The 19,914-nt window shown below is 60.4% G+C and carries 20 protein-coding genes, 1 tRNA gene and 2 pseudogenes; 9 read left to right on the forward strand and 14 right to left on the reverse strand.

Annotated features, from left to right (window positions below):
* Positions 1-151 precede the first annotated feature (151 nt).
* On the forward strand, positions 152-661 hold the full coding sequence (locus NW830_RS07770) for a DnaJ domain-containing protein (protein ID WP_414361275.1): 510 nt from the start codon (positions 152-154) through the stop codon (positions 659-661).
* Here the strand turns inward: NW830_RS07770 and NW830_RS07775 are convergent.
* On the reverse strand, positions 658-2,052 hold the full coding sequence (locus tag NW830_RS07775; RefSeq protein ID WP_414361273.1) for a 2-succinylbenzoate--CoA ligase: 1,395 nt from the start codon (positions 2,050-2,052) through the stop codon (positions 658-660). The two genes, NW830_RS07770 and NW830_RS07775, sit on opposite strands and share 4 nt — an antisense overlap.
* Before the next feature lie 147 nt (positions 2,053-2,199).
* Between NW830_RS07775 and petG the strand changes: the two genes are divergently transcribed.
* The 3 genes from petG to NW830_RS07790 all read left to right on the forward strand — a co-directional run bounded on the left by petG (position 2,200) and on the right by NW830_RS07790 (position 5,126).
* On the forward strand, positions 2,200-2,313 hold the full coding sequence (gene petG, locus NW830_RS07780) for a cytochrome b6-f complex subunit V (protein WP_414361271.1): 114 nt from the start codon (positions 2,200-2,202) through the stop codon (positions 2,311-2,313).
* A 60-nt stretch (positions 2,314-2,373) separates the two neighbouring features.
* Positions 2,374-3,999 (forward strand): bifunctional pantoate--beta-alanine ligase/(d)CMP kinase, encoded by a 1,626-nt coding sequence (locus NW830_RS07785; protein ID WP_414361269.1) that lies wholly within the window; start codon positions 2,374-2,376, stop codon positions 3,997-3,999.
* A gap of 89 nt (positions 4,000-4,088) precedes the next feature.
* Complete coding sequence (locus NW830_RS07790) at positions 4,089-5,126, forward strand: hemolysin family protein (protein WP_414361267.1); 1,038 nt, start codon at positions 4,089-4,091, stop codon at positions 5,124-5,126.
* A 9-nt stretch (positions 5,127-5,135) separates the two neighbouring features.
* On the opposite strand, the gene NW830_RS07795 is transcribed toward NW830_RS07790, so the two are convergent.
* The 3 genes and pseudogenes from NW830_RS07795 to NW830_RS07805 form a co-directional block, all read right to left on the reverse strand.
* Entirely contained in the window at positions 5,136-5,405 is a 270-nt protein-coding gene (locus NW830_RS07795; protein WP_414361265.1) for a 2TM domain-containing protein, read from the reverse strand.
* A gap of 115 nt (positions 5,406-5,520) precedes the next feature.
* Positions 5,521-7,593 carry an ATP-binding protein gene (locus NW830_RS07800; protein WP_414361263.1) on the reverse strand — a complete coding sequence of 691 codons (2,073 nt, stop codon included), beginning with the start codon at positions 7,591-7,593 and terminating at the stop codon, positions 5,521-5,523.
* 140 nt (positions 7,594-7,733) lie between these two features.
* Positions 7,734-8,501: pseudogene (locus tag NW830_RS07805) on the reverse strand (biotin synthase).
* A 109-nt stretch (positions 8,502-8,610) separates the two neighbouring features.
* Between NW830_RS07805 and NW830_RS07810 the strand changes: the two are divergent.
* On the forward strand, positions 8,611-9,606 hold the full coding sequence (locus NW830_RS07810) for a deoxyhypusine synthase family protein (RefSeq protein WP_414361261.1): 996 nt from the start codon (positions 8,611-8,613) through the stop codon (positions 9,604-9,606).
* Positions 9,607-9,625: 19 nt separating this feature from the next.
* On the opposite strand, the gene NW830_RS07815 is transcribed toward NW830_RS07810, so the two are convergent.
* Genes NW830_RS07815 through NW830_RS07825 form a run of 3 tightly spaced genes read right to left on the reverse strand, consistent with a single transcriptional unit; the run spans position 9,626 to position 11,605 of the window.
* The gene (locus NW830_RS07815; RefSeq protein WP_414361259.1) at positions 9,626-10,192 is read right to left on the reverse strand and encodes an ankyrin repeat domain-containing protein; all 567 of its coding nucleotides are present in this window, start codon (positions 10,190-10,192) and stop codon (positions 9,626-9,628) included.
* A 4-nt stretch (positions 10,193-10,196) separates the two neighbouring features.
* Complete coding sequence (locus tag NW830_RS07820) at positions 10,197-10,973, reverse strand: MBL fold metallo-hydrolase (protein WP_414361257.1); 777 nt, start codon at positions 10,971-10,973, stop codon at positions 10,197-10,199.
* The gene (locus NW830_RS07825; protein WP_414361255.1) at positions 10,970-11,605 is read right to left on the reverse strand and encodes an anthranilate synthase component II; all 636 of its coding nucleotides are present in this window, start codon (positions 11,603-11,605) and stop codon (positions 10,970-10,972) included. The genes NW830_RS07820 and NW830_RS07825 overlap by 4 nt, the downstream gene beginning before the upstream one ends.
* A 173-nt stretch (positions 11,606-11,778) precedes the next feature.
* Between NW830_RS07825 and NW830_RS07830 the strand changes: the two genes are divergently transcribed.
* Positions 11,779-14,190 (forward strand): DEAD/DEAH box helicase, encoded by a 2,412-nt coding sequence (locus NW830_RS07830; protein WP_414361525.1) that lies wholly within the window; start codon positions 11,779-11,781, stop codon positions 14,188-14,190.
* A 950-nt stretch (positions 14,191-15,140) separates the two neighbouring features.
* Here the strand turns inward: NW830_RS07830 and NW830_RS07835 are convergent.
* From NW830_RS07835 to NW830_RS07865, 7 genes and pseudogenes are all read right to left on the reverse strand, one after another.
* Positions 15,141-15,353: a hypothetical protein gene (locus tag NW830_RS07835; RefSeq protein WP_414361253.1), complete on the reverse strand. Its 213-nt coding sequence runs from the start codon at positions 15,351-15,353 to the stop codon at positions 15,141-15,143.
* A gap of 40 nt (positions 15,354-15,393) precedes the next feature.
* Entirely contained in the window at positions 15,394-16,257 is an 864-nt protein-coding gene (locus tag NW830_RS07840; RefSeq protein ID WP_414361251.1) for a hypothetical protein, read from the reverse strand.
* A gap of 297 nt (positions 16,258-16,554) precedes the next feature.
* Complete coding sequence (locus NW830_RS07845) at positions 16,555-17,010, reverse strand: hypothetical protein (RefSeq protein ID WP_414361249.1); 456 nt, start codon at positions 17,008-17,010, stop codon at positions 16,555-16,557.
* A complete protein-coding gene (locus NW830_RS07850; protein ID WP_414361248.1) occupies positions 17,007-17,132 on the reverse strand; it encodes a hypothetical protein in 126 nt (41 codons plus the stop codon). The genes NW830_RS07845 and NW830_RS07850 overlap by 4 nt, the downstream gene beginning before the upstream one ends.
* Positions 17,133-17,228: 96 nt before the next feature.
* Positions 17,229-17,660 (reverse strand): tyrosine-type recombinase/integrase, encoded by a 432-nt coding sequence (locus NW830_RS07855; protein ID WP_414361523.1) that lies wholly within the window; start codon positions 17,658-17,660, stop codon positions 17,229-17,231.
* Positions 17,661-17,894: pseudogene (locus NW830_RS07860) on the reverse strand (Arm DNA-binding domain-containing protein); the annotation flags it as partial.
* 150 nt (positions 17,895-18,044) lie between these two features.
* A tRNA-Ser gene (locus tag NW830_RS07865) sits at positions 18,045-18,129 on the reverse strand.
* Positions 18,130-18,305: 176 nt separating this feature from the next.
* Between NW830_RS07865 and NW830_RS07870 the strand changes: the two genes are divergently transcribed.
* The 3 genes from NW830_RS07870 to NW830_RS07880 are packed head-to-tail and all read left to right on the forward strand — an operon-like array spanning position 18,306 to position 19,881.
* The gene (locus NW830_RS07870; protein ID WP_414361247.1) at positions 18,306-18,821 is read left to right on the forward strand and encodes a hypothetical protein; all 516 of its coding nucleotides are present in this window, start codon (positions 18,306-18,308) and stop codon (positions 18,819-18,821) included.
* Between the two features lie 3 nt (positions 18,822-18,824).
* On the forward strand, positions 18,825-19,262 hold the full coding sequence (locus tag NW830_RS07875) for an SRPBCC family protein (RefSeq protein ID WP_414361245.1): 438 nt from the start codon (positions 18,825-18,827) through the stop codon (positions 19,260-19,262).
* Positions 19,263-19,299: 37 nt separating this feature from the next.
* Positions 19,300-19,881, forward strand: a complete 582-nt coding sequence (locus NW830_RS07880) for a peroxiredoxin family protein (protein ID WP_414361243.1) — start codon at positions 19,300-19,302, stop codon at positions 19,879-19,881.
* Positions 19,882-19,914: the final 33 nt, after the last annotated feature.

The raw sequence follows: 19,914 nt of genomic DNA on the forward strand, positions 1-19,914 counted from the left end.
GGTTGACATGCCATGATCAGCGGCAGCGTCAGGGGTCGGAGCCGACTTTTGGCCCAGGTTCTGCAACTCTCAATTCCCTTCCTTCTGCCACCGCTCATGGACTACTACGCGATTCTGAACCTGTCTCCCCAAGCAGACAGCGAGTCGCCGGTTGGCACGGCAGTTTCACCCCGATGTGGCAGGAGAGGGATCCCGAGAACGATTTGAGCAGATCTATCGGGCCTACCAAGTGCTGAGCAACCCTGAAGAGCGGCGGCGCTACGACGCCCAACGACAATCCCCACCCAGTCCTGGGAAAGGAGAAAGGCGGGTGGTTGTGCGCACCACTGGGTCAGGCTCCACCTCAGCAGAACCACCGGCTCGGGACTCCCTTGAGGCAGGAATTGCCCGCGTTAAGGCCGCCTGGCGCGAGCGCAAGCTGCCCACGGCAGTGGCTCTGGCCGAAGCCCTCCTGAAACGCTTTCCCAACTCCGGCGAGGCCATCCACATCTTGGCTTTGGCCTATCAACGCTTTGGCAACCATTTGATCCAAGAGGGGCGCCACCGGCAGGCAGAAGCCTATCTGAGAAAGGCCTTGGCCACAGAGCCAAATAACCGGGAGTTGGCCTTTGAAATCCGGCGAGATCTAGCCCGTCTGGGCATCCAGGAGGGATCCAGCTAGCTGCCTGGCGCTGCAACTTTCAACTGCTGGGCCGCCCACTGCCGGAGCCGCTGGCAGTTGACCTTGCCCTGGGCGTTGCGGGGGATCCTGCTACACCACAGCCATTGCTTGGGGTGCTTGAAGGGGCTTAGTTGTTGTGCAAGGTGCCGCTTTAGGTGCTTCTCCAGCTCGTTGCCGCTTAGAGAGATCCCAGCCCTGGGCACAGCCACCGCCACCACCTGCTGGCCCCACTCCTCATCGGGAAGGCCCAGCACACAGACATCTTCTACCCAGCCGCTGGCGCGGATTTCCCCCTCCACCTCGGCGGCCATCACCTTTTCCCCTCCAGTCAGGATGAGCTCGTCGGCGCGGCCCAGCCAGTGGAGACAGCCTTGCGAGTCCAGGTAGCCCCAATCGCCGGGGGTGAAGCCCCGCTGTTGCCATTGGCCTAAAGAATCTGCCTCGCTGGAGAGAGGGTAGTAGCCCAGTGCCAACGACTCAGCCCACACGTGGATGCGGCCTACCAGGGGATCCCCTCTCTCGCCGCGGATCTCCACAGTGGCGTGGGGTAGGGGCTGGCCCAGACTGTCGCTGCCCTGTAAGAAAGCTTCCGGCAGCAGCGTACATACCTGGGAGGCGGTTTCGGTCATGCCGTAGGTGAGGGCTAGGGGCAAGTGCAACTGCCGGGCCTGTTGCCGCAAACTGGGCCAGGTGGGGCCACCGCCAACCAGAATGGCGCGAAACTGGCGCAGGCTCTCCAAGACTCCCGGCTGGGCGTTGAGCAGCAGCCGTTGCAACTGGGTGGGCACCAGCGACAGGAAACTTCCCGGCAAAGGGGGATCCCAAGCCTCGGCCTGCTGTTGCCGTTTCCAATCCCAGACAATCCACTGCCCGCCGCTTAGCCAAGAACGAACAGCCTGCATCAGGCCGCTGACGTGGTACAGGGGCAGGACACAATAGCTATGGACACACTCCACCCGGAAGTGCTGTTGGTGGGCTCTGGCGGAGGTGCTGAGGGTACGCCAGGAGTGCACCGCCCATTTGACCTGACCGCTAGAGCCACCGGTAGGGATCCCAATTACCGGCCAGTCGGCGCTGGGCAGGAGCTGTTGCCAATGCTCCAGCTGGGGGTTGGAGGAGGCAGGATCCTCCTGCAACTGCCCTTGCCGCCAGCACCAAGCGGATCCCAGGCCAGCTAAAGCTTGGCCCCACTCCCGCTTTCCCCAGCGAGGATCGGCCAAGAAGAGAGGGATCCCCAGGCGCTGGCAGACTAAAACCAAGGCCCACACCTGCAGCGGATCCGCGTCTGCCACTAGCAGAGGAACGGCCTTTTCAGCCAAAGGACGTAGGTGTTTTTCTAGACTGGCAAGGCGTTCCTTCAGGCTGGGGGGACAAGAAAGGTTGGAGGACATGATTCCAGGGGTCAGGTAGGCGGCAGGGGAAGCCTCGGCCTGGACGCTGTGGCAGCCAGCTACAGCCTAGGGGTACCGGCGAGCCAGCTCGGCAGTTTTTGAGGCATGGCTTATCATGATCTAGGCTTGTAGTAGGAGGTGCGGTTTGTGATCGAGCCCATTTTGTTGGGGATCGTTTTGGGGATGGTTCTGGTTACCCTGGCGGGCTTATTTGTGTCGGCCTACCGGCAGTACCAGCGTAGCAATAAGATGGGGCTGTAGGTCCAGCAGGTTGGCCCTGTCCTGCGAGGAAATTGGCCAAGGGGGGAAGGTGGCATAGCAATGCAGTGGCTGCGCACGGTGGCAGCTTTGCGAGAGCAGCTGGCCAAGTGGCGGGGATCCACCATTGGCCTTGTGCCAACGATGGGAGCCCTGCACGAGGGGCATCTGAGCTTGATTCGCCGCTGCCGCCAGGAGTGTGACTACACGGTGGTCAGCATCTTCCTCAACCCGCTGCAATTTGGCCCCACCGAAGACTGGGATCGCTACCCCCGCGATGAGGAAGGAGATCGAGCGCTGTGTGAAGCAGCAGGCGTGGACGTGGTGTTTGCCCCCGACCCGCAAGAAATGAGAGCCGATCCCGCAGCCGCCAGGGATCGCACGTGGGTTAACCCTCCCGAATCCCTTTTGCAAACCCTCTGCGCTCCTCACCGGCCAGGGCACTTTCGCGGGGTAGCCACCATAGTGGTGCAATTGCTAAATCTGGTTCAGCCACAGCGGGCTTATTTTGGCCAAAAGGATGCCCAGCAACTGGCCATCATCCAGCGGCTGGTTCAAGACCTGCAGATTCCCACCACCATTGTTGCCTGCCCTACCGTGCGCGAGGCGGATGGCCTTGCCTATAGCTCCCGCAACCGCTACCTCTCAGCCGAGGAACGGCGGGTAGCTACTGGCCTCTACCGCGCTTTGCGCCGGGGCTATGAGCACTGGCAGGCGGGAGATCCCTCTGCCGAGGGGATCCTAGGTGCAGTTCGCGCTGAGCTGGAGGGCACCCCTGAGTTGCGTGTGCAATATCTGGAGCTCGTGGATCCGCAAACCCTCCAGCCGCTGTCGGAGGTAAAAGAGAAGGGACTCCTGGCAATTGCGGCCTACGTCGGGCAAACTCGCCTGATTGACAACCTGCTTTTGTCTAGAGACGAAGCCAATTCCCTGCCTCAGAAGGAAGGGGAAGCGGTGCCGCCTTCTCCAAAAAAGGCGCGCCGTCCCCTGATTGCCATTGACGGCCCTGCAGGAGCTGGTAAGTCCAGCGTGGCCCGAGCGGTGGCTGCTCAGCTGCAGCTTCTCTACTTGGATACAGGGGCCATGTATCGAGCTATCACCTGGCTAGCGCTGCAGCGGGGGATCCCGTTGGACGACGCTGAGCAACTCACCCAACTGGCTGCCCAAACGCAACTGACTCTGCAAAGTGGCCCCTCGGCTGACGAACCAACCCGCATTTGGGCCAATGGCCAAGAAATTACCCAGGCCATCCGCTCTCCCGAAGTAACCCGCTGGGTTTCGCAAGTGGCGGCAGTGCCAGGCGTGCGGCAGGAGTTGGTGAAGCAGCAGCGTCTCCTGGGTCAGGAGGGGGGAGCCGTTCTGGAAGGGCGCGATATTGGCACCTATGTCTTTCCGGATGCTGAGTTAAAAGTCTTTTTGACTGCCTCGCTGGGAGAGCGAGCGCAACGTCGACAACATCAGCTGCAGGCGCAAGGGCAGATGGTGTCCCTGGAGGAACTCAAGGCCCAGATCGAGCAGCGGGATCGCTATGACAGTGAGCGCCAGATTGCCCCTTTGCGGCCTGCCCCGGATGCCATTTTGATCGATACAGACCACCTAAGCCAAGCCGAGGTGGAAAGCAAGATTGTGATGCTGTACCGGCAGCTTTTGGAAAAGGCCGGCTCAGATCAGCCCGATACGAGAGGTTAAGACGGAAAGGGGTGGGGTATGCCCTCTGGCCAAATAGCTTGAGTAAAGTGCCCCCTTCCCGCCTCCAGCGCTGGGTAGTCGGGAACACTATGGGTAATCTACTTCTCCTTGCCGTCTTACTTCTGGTCTCAGCGTTTTGCTCGGGTGCCGAGACAGCTATCACCGCCCTGGACAACCTGCGCCTGGAGTCCCTGATCGAGGAGCAGGGGGATCCGCAGGGGCTCTATCGGCTGGTTCAGCAACAGCGATCCCAGCTGATTACAACCTTGCTGCTGGTGAACAACTTTGTCAACATTGGCATTGCTGCCTTGGCTACTACTATCTCCATTGAACTGCTGGGATCCCAGCTGGGGGGCTTGGTGGCCACCCTGCCCACCACCATCCTGGTGCTCTTGGTGGGCGAAGTGGCTCCCAAGTCTTTGGCAGTCAGCCATCCGCTGGCAGTGTTCCGCGGGGTGGTGCGGCCTGTATATGCCCTAGCGGTGCTGCTGCGCCCTTTTACCCATGCCTTTGAGTGGCTTGTCGGCAGAGTTTTTCATCTCTTGGAGCTCTCTCCCCTGACGGCTACCACTTCTCTCAAGGATTTGGAACTGCTGATTGATGTGTTGGGTCAGCGGGGGCTGCTGGATTGGCAGAAGCGGCGCCTGTTCCGCGGTGCCCTAGCTTTGGATGAGCTGCGAGCACGGGATGTGGCCAAGCCTAGAGTAAAAATGGAAACCATCTCCCACGATAAAACCCTGCAGGATGTGGTGAAACTCTGCCTAGAGACGGGCTACTCCCGCATTCCTGTGCAAGGAGAATCCAAAGACGAGATCGTCGGCGTCATTCACCTCAAGCAGGCCCTGCGCCACCTGGAGCAAGAAGGCAATGTCAAAGTAACCCGGGCGATGTCCCCGCCCTTCTTTGTACCTGAGACCAAGCGCGTTAGCCTGCTGCTTAAAGATATGCTGCGATCCCGCCAACACCTGGGGATTGTGGTGGACGAATTTGGCGGCACCAGTGGCCTGATCACCCTGGAGGACATTTTAGAGGAGCTGGTGGGGGATATCTACGACGAGAGCGACCTCTCCCCTTTGCTGCTGCAGCGGCAACGACGGCAGCGCCCCTCCTCTCCTGGATCCCCCTAAGGGAGGCTGCTAGCCAGCTTCTGTAGAGTCTTGGTTGGCTTCCGCGGGGTAACGGGCCACAAAAAAGATCCAAAAGCTGTGGATCCCTACGCCCAGGCCCCACCCGCCCAATAGAGGCAGCAGCCACGGCCAATCGGCTCGGTACAACTGCTGGAAAAACACCAGTCCCGAGGCACTGCAGAGAAAAACCGCCAGATGGGCCGCGTAGGTGTAACGGTCATCCAGCTTGCGAAACTCAGGATCCCGACGGGAGGGCTTGCGGGGCCAGCGAGGTGGCATGGCAAAACTGGGCAGTTAAAACCTTCTTTACTGTAGAACAACCCTGGACAGGGATCCCTGCGGCTCGGGGCCTAACCCCAGCCTTGGCTGGGTTGCCCGGCGTTTGCTTTCCAATTTAAGAGGTGGGGTGGGGCCGCTCCCGCCAGCGGCAGCTGGGGGGATCCGTCTCGGCTGGCTGGTCCTCAAACTCCAGGGGGCCCTCCTCGGTGTACAGGTGCAGGTCAAACCAGAAGGTGGATCCCTGTTCCAGCTTGCTTTCTAGACAGATGCGGGTTCGGTGCTTCTCCAAGATGTTGCGCACAATAGCCAGGCCCAGGCCAGTGCCCTCCAGGGTGTGGACGCGGTTCTCCACCCGGAAAAAGCGCTCGAAAATCCGCTCTTGATCCTCGGGCGCAATGCCAATGCCTGTGTCGGCCACTGCCACCCGCACTGCCTGAGGGGATCCATCCGGCCGCACCACCAGGTGGGCATGCACCGTCACCGTGCCGCCAGAGGGGGTGAACTTGATGGCATTGCCCAAGAGGTTGGTCATTACCTGCAACAGAAGGTCGTAGTTGCCCCACACCAGCGGCAGCTCTGGATCGACGAACTTGCGCAGTAGGATCCCTTTGTCGCGGGCCTGCAGGTGGTGGGTGCGTAGAGTCTGCTCAATCACCGCTGCAATATCGACACCCTCGAAGTGATACTGCTTGCCCGACTCCAGGCGGGACAAATCCAAGACGTCATTGACTAGGCGAGTGAGGCGGTCAGTTTCGCGGTTGGCAATTTCCAGATAGTCCAGCCGCTCCTCCGGCGACATCTGCTCGCCGTACTCGTAGAGGGTCTCGATAAACGACTTGATGCTAAAGAGGGGGGTGCGCAGTTCGTGGCTGATGTTGCTGATGAACTGGGCTTTGGCTTCGTTGAGCTCTGCCTCGCGGGTAATATCCTGCACTGTGATGACAATCCCCTTGAGGTTTTGCCGCCGCGGGTCGGATACCGGCGACAGCAGGATGCGGATGACCCGCTTGGTAGGGCTGGTGAGGTTAACGCGAATTTCCTCTGCCTCTTGATCCCCGCGGGCAATTTGCATCAGGGGGCGGGCCAGTTGCTGCCGCAGATCCTCGGGCAACAGCTCCAGCAAGGGCTTGCCCAAGACAGGCTCCCCTTCCCAGCCGAACATGCGAGAGGCAGCCGGGTTGAGCAGGAGGATCCGAAACTCGGCATCCAGCAAGATGGCAGCATCGACGATAGAGAAAACTAACGTCTCCAACTTGGCCTTGGCGGCGGCCAGTTCCTCGATGTTCTGCTCTTCGTAGCTCTGCAGCCGCTCCGCCATCTCGTTAAAGCTGTCAATCAGCTGGGCCAGCTCTCCCCCAAAGGGCAGGTCAATGCGCTGCTTGAAGTTGCCCTTGGTAATCTCCTGGACGCCCTTGACCAGTTCTTTGATGGGGTAGGTGATGGTGAGGGCATTGACCACGGCTCCCAGAATGGCCAGAACCCACACTGCCAAAAACACCCCAATCGAGACCTCCCGCGCCAGTTGCGTGGAGCGCACGAGGGCGGGGTTGGGGTTAATGCCCAGGGCTAGGGTGCCCAGGAAACGGCCCTGGTGATAGATGCCCACAAAAATGTCCGTCACCCGCCCCGCAGGGGTGAGGTGGGTGCGCACCAGCGGCTGGCCCTCGGCAGGCGGGCGGTTGTCCGGCAGTTGGATGCGGCGGGTAAGGCTGAGGGAGGTTTTCACCTCCTGGTTGGAAAACGGGATCCCGTAGTAGATGTTTCCCTCCGGGTCGGCGTAGAGCAAATAGCGGATGCTGCTGGTGCTCTCAAAGTATTGCCGCGACAGTTGGGCCACTTCGCTGATGCGGTCTTCGGCAATCAGGGGAGCGACATTGGCTGCCAACAGCAATCCCAGATCCCGGCCAAAGCGGGCCTCGTTAAAGCGGGCATCCTGCTGTACAGTGCTGATGGCCCAGAAGGTGAAGCTGCTCACCACCAGGGAAACTACCAGGGTGGCCACAAAGAGCAACTGGGTCTCCAGGCGCAGCTTGTGTTTCCAGCGCGCCCACCAGCGCCGCAGGGATCCCCAAAAGCCCCCTCCCCTTGTCGGCTCCGCAGCCTCCCCCGGTGAGGGCTCTGGAGGAGAAGAAGCTGACTCAGGCGATTGGACGTTGGCAAGGGGCTCGGCAGTGCTAACAGGAGACATGAACCCGACGTAACTGGAGAACGCTGTCGCCACCATTTTGACATGGCTGCCGACAGGGTTAAGAAAGGGTTAGATTTTTACAACAGAAGAGGCAGTGCTAGCTCCAACTAGGGATCCTGAAGGCGCAAGGGGAGATGCCTCTAGAGGGGCTGCAGGCCTAGCTTCTCGAGCAAAGCCGCAGCGGCAGCCTGGCCCGGATTGGCCGGAGTCAACAACTTTTCGCCGGTGAAGATGGAATTGGCGCCTGCGCTCTCGGACAGGTTTTTCCGCCCTGCCGAGAGCCGGATCTGGGCCATGGGCAGCAGCAGCGGATCGGGAGGGGGAAGCTGGCCCAGGGGCGTGCCGGCCACCGGCACCAGCGCGTTGATGGGTACCGAAGTGGGCGGCGGCGTCAGGTTGGCCAAAATCTGCAGCAGGGCGATGCGGTCTTCGTCGGTTTCCCCAAGGCCGACAATGCTGCCACAGCTCTCCAGGCCGGCTACCCCCACAGGGGCCAGAGTCTCCCGGCGATCCTAGAACTCCGGCGAGGGGTCCAGATTGGGGTTGTAGGCTGTCAACCCTGCCGCCGCCAACTGCTGCGCTTGAGCAGCTGACGCCCTCCCCAACGTGACACAGGCTTCCATCCCCAGCTTGCGCACCATGGGCACCCTCTCCAGCACCCGCTCAAACGCCTTCCCTTTCGGGGCTGGCCGCCAAGCAGCGCCCATGCATAGCCGGGTGGCGCCGTGCTGGCGCAGCGAACCCCGCAAGGTCAAGGGGTAGGTCTCGATCCCTGTCGAGTAGCGGGCGCTTTGGGGGCAATAGGCGCAGAGTTGAACCCGGTTGGGAGGGTGGTGCTGTCGGTGCACCGCTTGCGCCTCGAACACCAGCTGCGGCAGCGGCCGATAGTACTCCGGAGCAGTGGCCATGCCGGCAATGTCCAAAACTCCCTAAAAGCTTGCCAGCGCTCTTAGGCTTGGTTAGAATGCTGAGTCTGTGCTTTGGGAAGGCGAACCCGTCTCGCTTGGAAACCCAACAATGATAACCGCAGAAGCAGGGGCCAAAGGCCCTATTAGCCAATTTATTGAGCATCACTTTCGCCACTTTAACGCCGCCGCCCTGCTGGATGCCGCCAAGGGCTACGCCGCTCACCTAGAAAAAGGCGGCAAGATGATGGTGACCTTGGCAGGCGCTATGAGCACGGCGGAGCTAGGGCTTTCCCTGGCTGAGATGATTCGGCAGAACAAGGTGCACGCCATCTCCTGCACCGGCGCCAATCTGGAGGAAGACATCTTCAACCTCATCGCCCACGACTTCTATGAGCGGGTGCCCAACTACCGCGACCTCAGCCCGCAGCAGGAGCAGGAGCTGCTGGAGCGGCACATGAACCGGGTAACGGATACCTGCATCCCGGAAGAAGAGGCAATGCGGCGCCTGGAAAAAGCTCTGCTGGAAGAGTGGATCGCTGCCGACCAGGCGGGGGAGCGCTACTTCCCGCACGAGTTCATCTACCGCATCCTGCGCAGCGGTCGGCTGGAGCCCTACTACCAGATCAATCCGCGGGATTCCTGGGTTTACGCGGCCATGGAGGCCAACTTGCCCATCTACGTGCCGGGCTGGGAGGACTCCACCACCGGCAACATGTACGCTGCCCACTGCATTACCGGCGAGATCCGCCATGTCCACACCGTCCGCACGGGCATTGAGTACATGATCCACCTGGCGGACTGGTACACGCGCACCTCGGCGGAGTGCTCCATCGGCTTCTTCCAGATTGGCGGCGGCATTGCTGGCGATTTTCCCATCTGCGTGGTGCCTATGCTGCACCAAGACCTGGGCCGCAAGGGGATCCCCCTGTGGGGCTACTTCTGCCAGATCAGCGACTCCACCACCAGCTACGGCTCCTACTCAGGGGCAGTGCCCAATGAGAAGATCACCTGGGGCAAGCTGGGGGTTGACACACCTAAGTTCGTCATCGAGTCGGATGCCACCATCGTGGCGCCTTTGATTTTTGCCTGGGTGCTGGGGTGGTAGGACCCCGCTTCGGGATAGATCAGCGAGGCTGGGGCCGACCTGAGGCAGGACGGGGCCGTTGGGAGAGCAGAATCGCGGCTTCCCAGTGCCCCATGTCCTGGGCAATGCGCAGGGGGGTGAGGCCGTAGCCGTCCGGCTCGTCAATCTCGGAGCCATGCTCCAGCAGCAGCCGCACCACCTCGGGGTTGCCCGACCAAGCGGCAAAATGCAGGGGCAGGCCGCCGGCCCCGAAGCGGGCATTGACGTTAGCACCTCCCTCGAGCAAAGCCTTGGTCACTTCAGGATTGCCTAGGCGGGCAGCCTGGTGCAGGGGGCTGGCTCCGCCGCGATCTAGCCAGTTGGGATCCGCCCCGGCGGCCAGCAAAAGGCGGGTGTTGAGGCCGCTTTCGACGAAGAACAGAGCCGTCTTGCCCCGCCCTTCCGTGACATTGGCGTCTTTCCCCAGCCAGAGAGCCAGTTGCAGCCGCAGCGGGTTGGCGGTGGCCAGAGCTTGCGGATCTTCCGGCAGGGAGTAGCCGTAGAACCCCAGCCCTCCTACCAGCAGGGATCCCAGCCCAACACCCACAGCCCACCACCTACGCTCCATGGCCCTACTCCTCAAAGAACAGGATGGCGATCCCTTGGCTGGGTAGGGCCTGGGCCGAAAGCAGCAAGGGGTTACTGAGGGCAGGTTGCACAGCAGCAGCGGGAAAGAGGCGCAAAAACGCTGCTAAAGGTTGCAGCTCGCATTGGGACGCCTCAGCGGCGGCGGTGCGATACATAGTCGGGATGACCAACTTGGGCTGCAGCACTTCGATGGCCGCTTTGGCCGCCTCGGGATCGTAGTTTTTCGGCCCACCCCCCACCGGCACCAGCAACAGGTCAGGGCGAGCCAGCAAGATGGACTGTTCCCGGCCGATGGGCTGCAGGGCCCCTCCCAAATGGACAATGTCAATCCCAGCCATGCGCCAGCGCCAGCCCACGTTGAGGCCAAAGCGAGGGCCCCGCGGCATGCGCACCCCCTGCACGCGGATCCCATCGATGACGTAGTCCCCCGGCTGAAACAGCACTTTAGGGTTGCCGGGCACCACGTCCAGGGCCCCTTCGTCCAGGAGGCGGCTGCTGAGCAGCACCAGGTCGGCAGCAACCCTGGGCGCAGGATAGCCAGCCGTGCAGCCCCCTGGCCGAAAGGGGTTGACCAGAAAGCGCTTCCCCTCCCCCTCAAACAAAACGCAACTGTGGTGCAGCCAGGTCAGTTGCAGGCTCTGGGGGGTGAACTCCAGGGATCCTCCTGGGGAAGGGGCCGTTTGAGCACCTCCTCGCTGACCCCCCACGGCAAGGGATGCCAGCAGGCTAGCGCTGGCTTGCAAAAGCTGGCGACGCTTCATGGGGTGGGGATCCCTGACGCAACCACGCCAGCCGCTGGCTGGGGCGCTCCTAAGGCATGGAGCTGCGCCAAGCGCAGGAAGTTGCTCAACAGGCGCTTGCCCTCAGCGGTCAAGATGCTCTCCGGGTGGAACTGCACGCCCTGCACGTGGAGATAGCGGCGGTGGCGCACCCCCATGATAGTGCCATCGCAGGTTTGGGCCGTCACCTCTAGCTCGTCAGGACAGGTGGAAGGCTCGATGACCAAACTGTGGTAGCGGGTGGCCGCAAACGGCTGGCTTAGCCCCTCAAACACCCCCACCCCCTGGTGGTAGATGAGCGAGGTTTTACCGTGCATCAGCTCAGGGGCGGGCACAATGCGCCCCCCATAGACCTGGCCAATGCACTGGTGCCCCAGGCAGACGCCCAAGATTGGCAGCTCGGGTCCCAGCTCCCGAATCAGCTCCAGCGAGATGCCGGCCTCCTCAGGCCGCCCCGGCCCCGGCGAGATAACCACCGCCTCCGGCTGCATCTGGCGCAGCTCAGCCACTGAGATCTCGTCATTGCGAAAAACTCGTATCTGCGCCCCCAGCTCCCCCAGGTATTGCACCAGGTTGTAGGTAAAGCTGTCGTAGTTGTCGATTACAACCAGCACGATGGCACCCGGCGACGGCACCTCATTTTAGCATTGCCCAGGCTTGGGTCTCCCCCAGCGGCAAGACTCGCAGCCCAGAGCCAACACCCGGATCAAGCTTGTATCCTGGGAGATATAGCACACAAGCGGCAGCGAGGTGGCTAGCTTTTAGGTTGTTTTCTGATTCGGATCCCATGAACCCGCTTCTCTCCCCGGCAACCGACTTGCTGGACGAGGTGCGCAGGCTTTTTCCTTTTGAGCTGGATGAGTTTCAAATCCGAGCGATTCAAGCTCTAGCAGCTGGGGAATCGGTGGTAGTCTGTGCACCTACGGGATCCGGCAAGACCCTGATTGGAGAGTATGCCATCTATCGGGCTTTGTCCCAGGGCAAGCGGGTTTTTTATACAACCCCGCTGAAGGCTCTTTCCAACCAAAAGTTTCGCGATTTTGGCCAGCAATTTGGCCCGGAGCGGGTTGGCCTCCTCACCGGCGACATCTCCCTTAACCGGGAGGCACCGATCTTGGTGATGACTACCGAGATCTTCCGCAACATGCTCTACGGCACGCCGCTCTCTCTGGTCGTCCAGCAGGGGGCTGACGGCAGCGAGATGGATGCCTGGGAAGCGGCAGAGGCCCTGAGCCGGGATCCCTTGCGGGATGTGCAGGCGGTGATCCTGGACGAATGCCACTACATGAACGACCAGCAGCGGGGCACCGTCTGGGAAGAAGCCATCATCTACTGCCCTGCCCACATCCAGCTGGTTGCCCTTTCGGCCACCCTGGCCAACAGCGACCAGCTCACCGACTGGATGAACCAGGTGCATGGCCCCACCCGACTGATCGACTCCAGCCATCGCCCAGTGCCGCTGCAATTTCACTTTGCCAATCGCAAAGGGCTGTTCCCCCTGCTGGAGCAAACCGAGTCAGGCCGGTGGGTGTGCAATCGCCGTCTGAAAAGCAAGCCCTCCAAGTCAGGCCAGGCTCCCTACGGGGAAGTACCGGAGATGGCCCAGGTGGTGGAAAACCTGCGCCGACGGGATATGCTACCGGCCATCTATTTCATCTTCAGCCGCAAAGGCTGCGACCTGGCAGTGGCCAGCTTGGGAGGCTTGGACTTGACTGCTTCTGAAGAAGAACGGCGGCAATTAGCTGAGCAGATCGACCGTTTCTGCCGGGAAATGCCGGAAGCGGTGCGCTGGGAGCAACTGGATGCCCTCTACCGGGGGATTGCTGCCCACCATGCCGGCATGCTACCTGCCTGGAAGGGCCTGGTGGAGCACCTGTTTCAGCAGGGGCTGGTGAAGCTGGTCTTTGCTACCGAGACGCTGGCTGCCGGGATCAACATGCCTGCCCGCACGACGGTGATTTCCTCCCTCTCCAAGCGCACCGATGACGGCCATCGCCCCCTGACTGCTTCCGAGTTCATGCAAATGTCAGGGCGGGCTGGACGGCGGGGCAAAGATGTCATTGGGCATGTGGTAACCTTGCAGTCCCCCTTTGAGGGGGCGCAGGAGGCAGCCCGCCTGGCTACCTCGGGGGCGGATCCCTTGGTGAGCCAGTTTACCCCCACCTACGGCATGGTGCTGAATCTGCTGCAGAAGCACTCTTTAGAGGCGGCCCGGGATCTCATTAACCGCAGCTTTGGCCAGTATTTGCTCTCGCTGCAAAAATTGCCCGAGCAACAGGAGCTCCTGCAAACGCGGGCCGAGCTGGAGGCAATTAACCGCCTTCTAGAGGGTATCTCCGACGAAGAGATTGCCCGCTACGAGAAAATGCAGGCGCAACGGCGGGAAGAACGGCGCATTTTGCGCTATCTCCTCAAACAGCAAGAAGCAGAGCCAGATCCCACCCTGCGCCTGTTGGCTGTTCCCCACATCCAAGCGCAAGAGGAAAAAATCCGCGCCCTGGAAGCCCGCATCCGCGAAAACCCTGCCCACAAAGTTGGGAAAAAGCTGCTGGGTTTACGGGAAAAACGCCAACGCCTACTCAAGCGCCTCCAGCACCTGGAGCGGCAGAGTGAGTCGGTGCAGGAGCTGCGCTGGCAGCAATTTATGGCTCTGGTGGGCGTGTTGCAGGAGTTCGACTGTCTGCAAGGATATCAGCCAACAGCCAGTGGGGAGGTGGTGGCTGCCCTGCGGGGGGATAATGAGCTCTGGCTGGGGCTGGCTCTGCTCTCTGGGGAATGTCTGGGCTGTGCCCCCCATCACTTGGCTGGGGTAATTGCCGCCCTGGTGGCCGAGCCTCCCCGTTCAGGGACCTACAGCCGGCTGCGCACCTCCGGGCTAGTTGAGGATGTCCTGCAGGGCTTGCGAGGCCTGCGGCGGCAGCTTTTCCGCAGCCAACGCCAACACCAGGTGTTTCATGTGCCGATTGGGTTCGAGCCCGATCTGGCCGGGATCGTGGAACACTGGGCCCAAGGGATCCCCTGGGAAAAGCTGGAGGCCAGCACCAACCTGGATGCTGGGGATATTGTGCGCCTCATCCGCCGCACCCTGGATGTGCTCTCTCAGATCCCCTATATCCCCCACCTGCCAGCAGAGCTGCGGGAAAATGCCCGCGAAGCCCAAAAACTGCTGGATCGCTTCCCCGTCAGCGAGCTGATCTAGCGGCGCCCGTCCCGCTGGCGCGGCTGCAGGCTCTCTCTATTGGGGTTTCTGCACGGAGAGGGTGACCATCGAATAGGGGCTGAGATTTCCTTGTCCTACAGCAGTTTGCGGGCTTGTAGGATAGGTCTCGTGTCCGTGGATATGTCCCCTTTTTAGCTGGTTGGGGGGGCTGTAAACCGGCCTAGAGGCCCGGCTGCAGGGCTACCGTTCGCGTCAACATGAGTGCGGGAGTACGTCACTCAAGTAGTCAAAGCTGCCCTAAAACCCTTGCGGGGTATCGTGTTCCAGGGATCCGCCACCACCTCGCGGGGATCCCTGGGCTGCGTTTTGACTGCCTTGACCTGCATTTTGACTACCGCATGTGGCCGGGTAAGTAGCCGGAGAAGCGTCACAAGTGTCACTAGTGTCACTCGTGTCGGATCCCTTGCCTGGAGCGGCTTCCGACGGTGACCCTTCTCCGAGCAAAGTGTCACCAGGGATCCCTAGTGTCACCGCCGGTGGGGGTAAGACTTCATCCAGAGAGGCTCGGAGTCGGGTAGTTTACGGGAGAACGCCAGCCACCTTGGCCGGCCCAGTTGGCGGGTGTGGGTGGGGTGGATCCCTTGCGGAGAAGTGGGTGGTGATTTCGGATCGGGCTGTGCGTCTGGAACGGGAGCTGTTGGCGCTGCAATCTGAGCACCCTGCTAGGGCAGCCCAGTACCTGCTCCAACTTGGCTACGAGGTGCGTGATTCGAGTCCCAGGGCAGTCGCGTGAGGGATCCCAACGAGCGGGGCTGGCACGAGGCTCAACTGCCCCGAAGGGAGATCCGCCGGTTGGCCACTGAGGCAACCCACACTGGAGTGCGGATAGAAGCTGGCCAGATCGTCGCTAAGGCACGCAATCGGGCCACCCCCACGGGTGTGGGGATGCCAACTAGTTAAGCATGCAAGCGGCCCAGTGGATCCCCCCCTCAGAAGACCTCGGATAGGGCAGCGTCGAATTGATCGCTGGGGATAAGGACAACCCAGGTCTCGGTGAAGGGATCCCGGAGCATCACCACGCGGCTGGGGTCGAAGCCGAGCCGGACGGCCTCATCCCGCTGATAGGCCAGCTTCCAACTAGCCTCTTCCTTGTTGCCTTGGACGGAAAAAGTCAAGATTGGCGTGCGTATCTTGGAGCTCATTAAATAGCTCTCAACCGTTCGCGTCAGCGGGACGGAATCCTCACTCAACGAAGTCTCTCTCTTCATCAAGAGCGCTGAGAGAGTCCCACCTTCTATGGTCACTCGGCAGAGACAGAGATGGATCCCTAAATCCTGGCGTAAGTACAGCTTGAATAAGGTAGCAGACAAAGCTGGCACATTTTTCTGTTTCTATCGCTACTTGTCTTTCTGAAAACCTAACTACTATCCAGCCGCTTTCTGCAAAGAAATCGTCTCGCTGGCTATGTCTATTGTCATCTAGTGCATGATGTGGTACTCGCTGACCATTGTTCTGGTACCAAGGTTCGTCAACTTCAACATCGATAAGTAGAGTTCTATTGTTACTAGATACTTGTATTGCTATGTCGGGCGTATACGGAAAATCAAATCCTGGAACCTTTAGGGAGGCTTGTTCAGGCAGAAACTTAACTGGAAGGTTTTCCATCTTTATTATCAAGGCTTCTCTCAGCCGGCGATCATACCTACCTGCGCGAGCACCCTGACCTAAGAAAGGTTGGCATAAATCTAGAGGTTGAAATATCAGACCATTTTCCCAGTCCCTTATGATTTGAGCTACCTTGTTTTGATATTCGCGCCTATATTCTTCGACTTGTTGTTTGTAATCTGACTCTATGCGATCGCACTCTCTTCTCCAAAGGACAAGTCTCTCCTCATATCTTTTTTGTTCTTGAGGATAACTTCGCATTTTTCTCTCATATTCTTCCATTCTCTCTTCATAAGTCCAGGATTCGTATAAGAATTGGGCTAAGGTAGCCACGCCTGCAATCCCTGCCAAGATTAGAAAGAATGGCGCTTCAGCAATAATCAGCGCAATCAGGGTAGCAACTCCAGCTCCAGTTGACAGGGCAGCCTGGAGCTTGTCCATTACACGGGTTGGGATCTCTGGTAGTTGCGGCTTAACTGGTCGAGGGGGTAGTTGAGGCGGCTCAGGTTTTCTGGGGGGAGGGGGCAGTTCTGGCCCTCTCAGTTGCAGGCTGATAGGGGTAGGGAGAACTATATAGGGATAGCAGTCCCTCCGCTCATATTTGAGGATGGGGTGGGGCTTCCAGCTCGGCGTGTGCATTGTCTTGACCTGGCACGTTGTCCCGTAATATGCCAGAGGCCACTTTTCCAGTCAATTCTCCCTGACGGCTGTAACAGCCTAGCCGCAAGGAATCCCCTGTTAATGAACGGCTCTGAAGATCTGCAGGCTGCCGTCCGGCTTCACCACCACCTTCTTCTTGCTTTTGGCTGTCGCGTAAGAGAAGACAATCTGACGTGGATTTAGGTTAGGCTTAGGCGGCTCTTCTCCCTGTGCCTTGGCCCGCAACCGGTCGGCCATCGCAAACAACCAGCCCAGGTTGAGGGTGTACGCAGGCTCGAATCCAGGGATCCCTAGATCCGTCTCGCCCAGCTCCCCTGCAATCTCGCCCAGCTTTCCGTACAAAGCCACGCCAAGGATGGGAGGGGCGTTGACTCGCTTGGGGGGCAGGGAGATGTGGTCTATCCGCTCCCACTCCCCCCTATCGGCTGTCTTATTTGCTTCTGCATTTCCGTTAGTCAAGTAGTCAAAGCTGCCCTCAAGCCTTTGCAGGGTAAGGCTTTCAGGGCTGACTACGGTGTGGTCAGGTTTAGTCAAGTAGTCATCGTGTTCCAGGGATCCGCCACCACCTCGCGGGGATCCCTAGGCTGCGTTTTGACTGCCTTGACCTGCATTTTGACTACCGCATGTGGCCGGGTAAGTAGCCGGAGAAGCGTCACAAGTGTCACTAGTGTCACTCGTGTCGGATCCCTTGCCTGGAGCGGCTTCCGACGGTGACCCTTCTCCGAGCAAAGTGTCACCAGGGATCCCTAGTGTCACCGCCGGTGGGGGTAAGACTTCATCCAGAGAGGCTCGGAGTCGGGTAGTTTACGCTGGCCCGCTGGGGGCAGGGTGGCCGGCCTAGTGTTTGCCGGTGGCCACCAGGCCCCTGCCGGTAGGGGGCAGGGATCCCTGCTACAGCGCCCGGTCGCTTGAGCGAAGTCGAAAATCTGGCTGCAAATGCTGAGGCAGCGCCGGGCCGTCTCGTAAGCCCCCCTGGCCTCGATGCGCCTCAGGATTTCCAGGATGTCCGGGGGTGTGATGTCCTCGATTGGGCGGGATCCCAGCCAAGGCAGGATGTTCCTGTCCAGCCGCTGCCGGGTGACTTTGGCGTGGGTAGCCACCCACTTCTTCTGGTTGTTCTCCAACCACTCCTCGGCTACCGCTCCGAAGGTGTTGACAGACGCCTTCCGCTCGGCCTCTCGCACCAGCTTGGGATCCCTGCCAAGGGCTATCTGCCGCCGCATGGCAAGGTGAATCTCGCGGGCCTCTTTGAGACCTCTATAGGGATACTTGCCCAGGCCCAGTCGGTGTTCCCGGCCACGGAAGCGGTACCGGAACCGCTACAGCTTGGAGCCGTTCGGCCTCACCTCTAGGTACAGCCCATCCCTGTCCGGCATCTGGTAGGGCTTGTCCTTGGGCTTGGCGTTCCTGATCGCCACGTCCGTCAGTGCGATATCCCACCCCGCCTAAATATCCACGGCTGTGTCCCGTCTTGCCGTGGATTGACTACCGTGGATATCAAATGCCCAAAAACCTTGCCAGTTAAGGCTTTGGGGGATTTAGGTGGATGTTGGCAGACTAGGCTTTGACGGAGAGGGTGGGATTCGAACCCACGGTGGCTTGCGCCACGGCAGTTTTCAAGACTGCTTCCTTAAACCACTCGGACACCTCTCCACCTTAACCCCGGCCGGGATCCGCCGTCTCTACTATCTTAGGCTGTGCCCTTGCCGGTTGTGCAGCTAACCGCTTGTGGGGAAGGACAGGGATCCGCTATAACCCACCTGAGGGATCCCTGGCTACGGATGAGAGGAGACTTTTGCCCAGCTCAGGGGCAACTTCTGGCTTGGCCAATGCTAGCCTTGCTGGCTGCCTGTCGCCCTTTGCCAGAGCCACCTCCTTCCAAAGCTGCCCCGTTGGATCCGGTGCTGCGCCACGTTGGCGAAGATGGCACCCATTTTGCGGCTTCCGTGGGCGATACCCGCGCTCTCCCTCCCCACTTCCCGCCGCAGTTGCAGTTGCCCGAAGCTACCGTCCTCTCTTCCGGGCAAATCTGGGATCAGGAGGGGGGGCTAGCCTCCTTGCTCTTGCAGACCTCTCAGCCTCTGGAGGAGATTGCCGCCTACTACCGCCGTACCCTCTGGGGCGAGGGCTGGGATCTCCTCTCGGATCTGGAACAGGCCAACGGCATCCGCACCCTTGTGTTTGAGTCTCCCCCCCACCCTGAACAGTCCCTGCACCAGGCCGTCATTCAGGTGGGATCCCCCCGCCGCGGGCCGGATCAGGTGGAGTACCGCGATATCTTGATTTTGCTAAGTACCGTTGCCCCTGTCGGCAAAGCGCAGCCTGCTGCTGCAGCCTCTCCTTGAAGCATGCCCGTCTATACCCAAGCAATTGAAATTGCCGCTGACGTGGCGCGGGTGGAGCGCTGTCTCATTGACCCGGAGCTGATGCGGCGCTGGCTTAACCCCCTTCTGGGCTGCGAGGCCCTGGGATCCCCTACGGGGCAACTGGGCAGCCGCTACCGCTTTTTCCTGCGCCTGCCTCTCATTGCCCCCAGCCTGGACTGCGTGATTACCAAGCGGGCCGAGGGTCTGGTGCAGTGGCAGTTTGAGGGGTTTTTTCAGGGCACTGACCGCTGGGAGTGCCGCCCCCAAGCGTCGGGAACGCTGTTGGTGAACCGCTTTGAGTTTTCCATCCCCAACCCCTGGGTGGCGGCGGGGTTTTACCTAGTGGCAGCAGAGCTAACCCAGCACGACATGCGGGCACAACTGCGACGGCTAAAGGCAGTGGCCGAGGCTTTGGGTTAGGCTGGTGGCAGGTAGTAAAGAAACGTAAAAAATGGCAATGACCAGCAACAGCGGCCTGTTCAACCGTCGCTTTTTCGACAACTTCATCCCCCAGCCGGCCAACAGCCCTCTGCAGATTGGCGAGCTGGCCCCCGACTTTGAGCTGCCCAATGTACACGGGGATCCCGTGCGCCTGTCGGACTACCGCGGCCACCAGCCGGTGGTTCTGGCTTTTACCCGTATTTTCACAGAAAAACTCTTCTGCCCCTTCTGCTACCCCCACATCCAGGAGCTGAAGGCCCGCTACGAGGAGATCCGGGCCCTGGGAGCAGAGCTGCTGATGATTACCAGCACCGACCCGGTGCAAAGCCAACAGATCCAAGCCGACCTGCAACTGCCCTACCCGCTGTTGGTGGATCCGGAGTGCAAGACCTTTCGGCTCTACGGTGTCGGCCAAGCGATGGGGGCGCCCCTGCCGGGCCAGTTCATTGTGGATCGCGAGGGGAGGCTGCGCTATAAGCACCTCTTCTCCTTTGCCGAGCCCAACGCCAGCACCGACGAAGTGCTCCGGGTCTTGCGGGAGGGGCTAGCCAGCGGCTGGGACGGAACCCGCCGGGTGGCTCCCGTGCCCTTTTTCTAAGCTGTCTCTAGGCAATTCCGGCAGAGGAGGGAA

This window comes from Synechococcus sp. OH30 (assembly GCF_047462175.1).
Classification (GTDB): domain Bacteria; phylum Cyanobacteriota; class Cyanobacteriia; order Thermostichales; family Thermostichaceae; genus Thermostichus.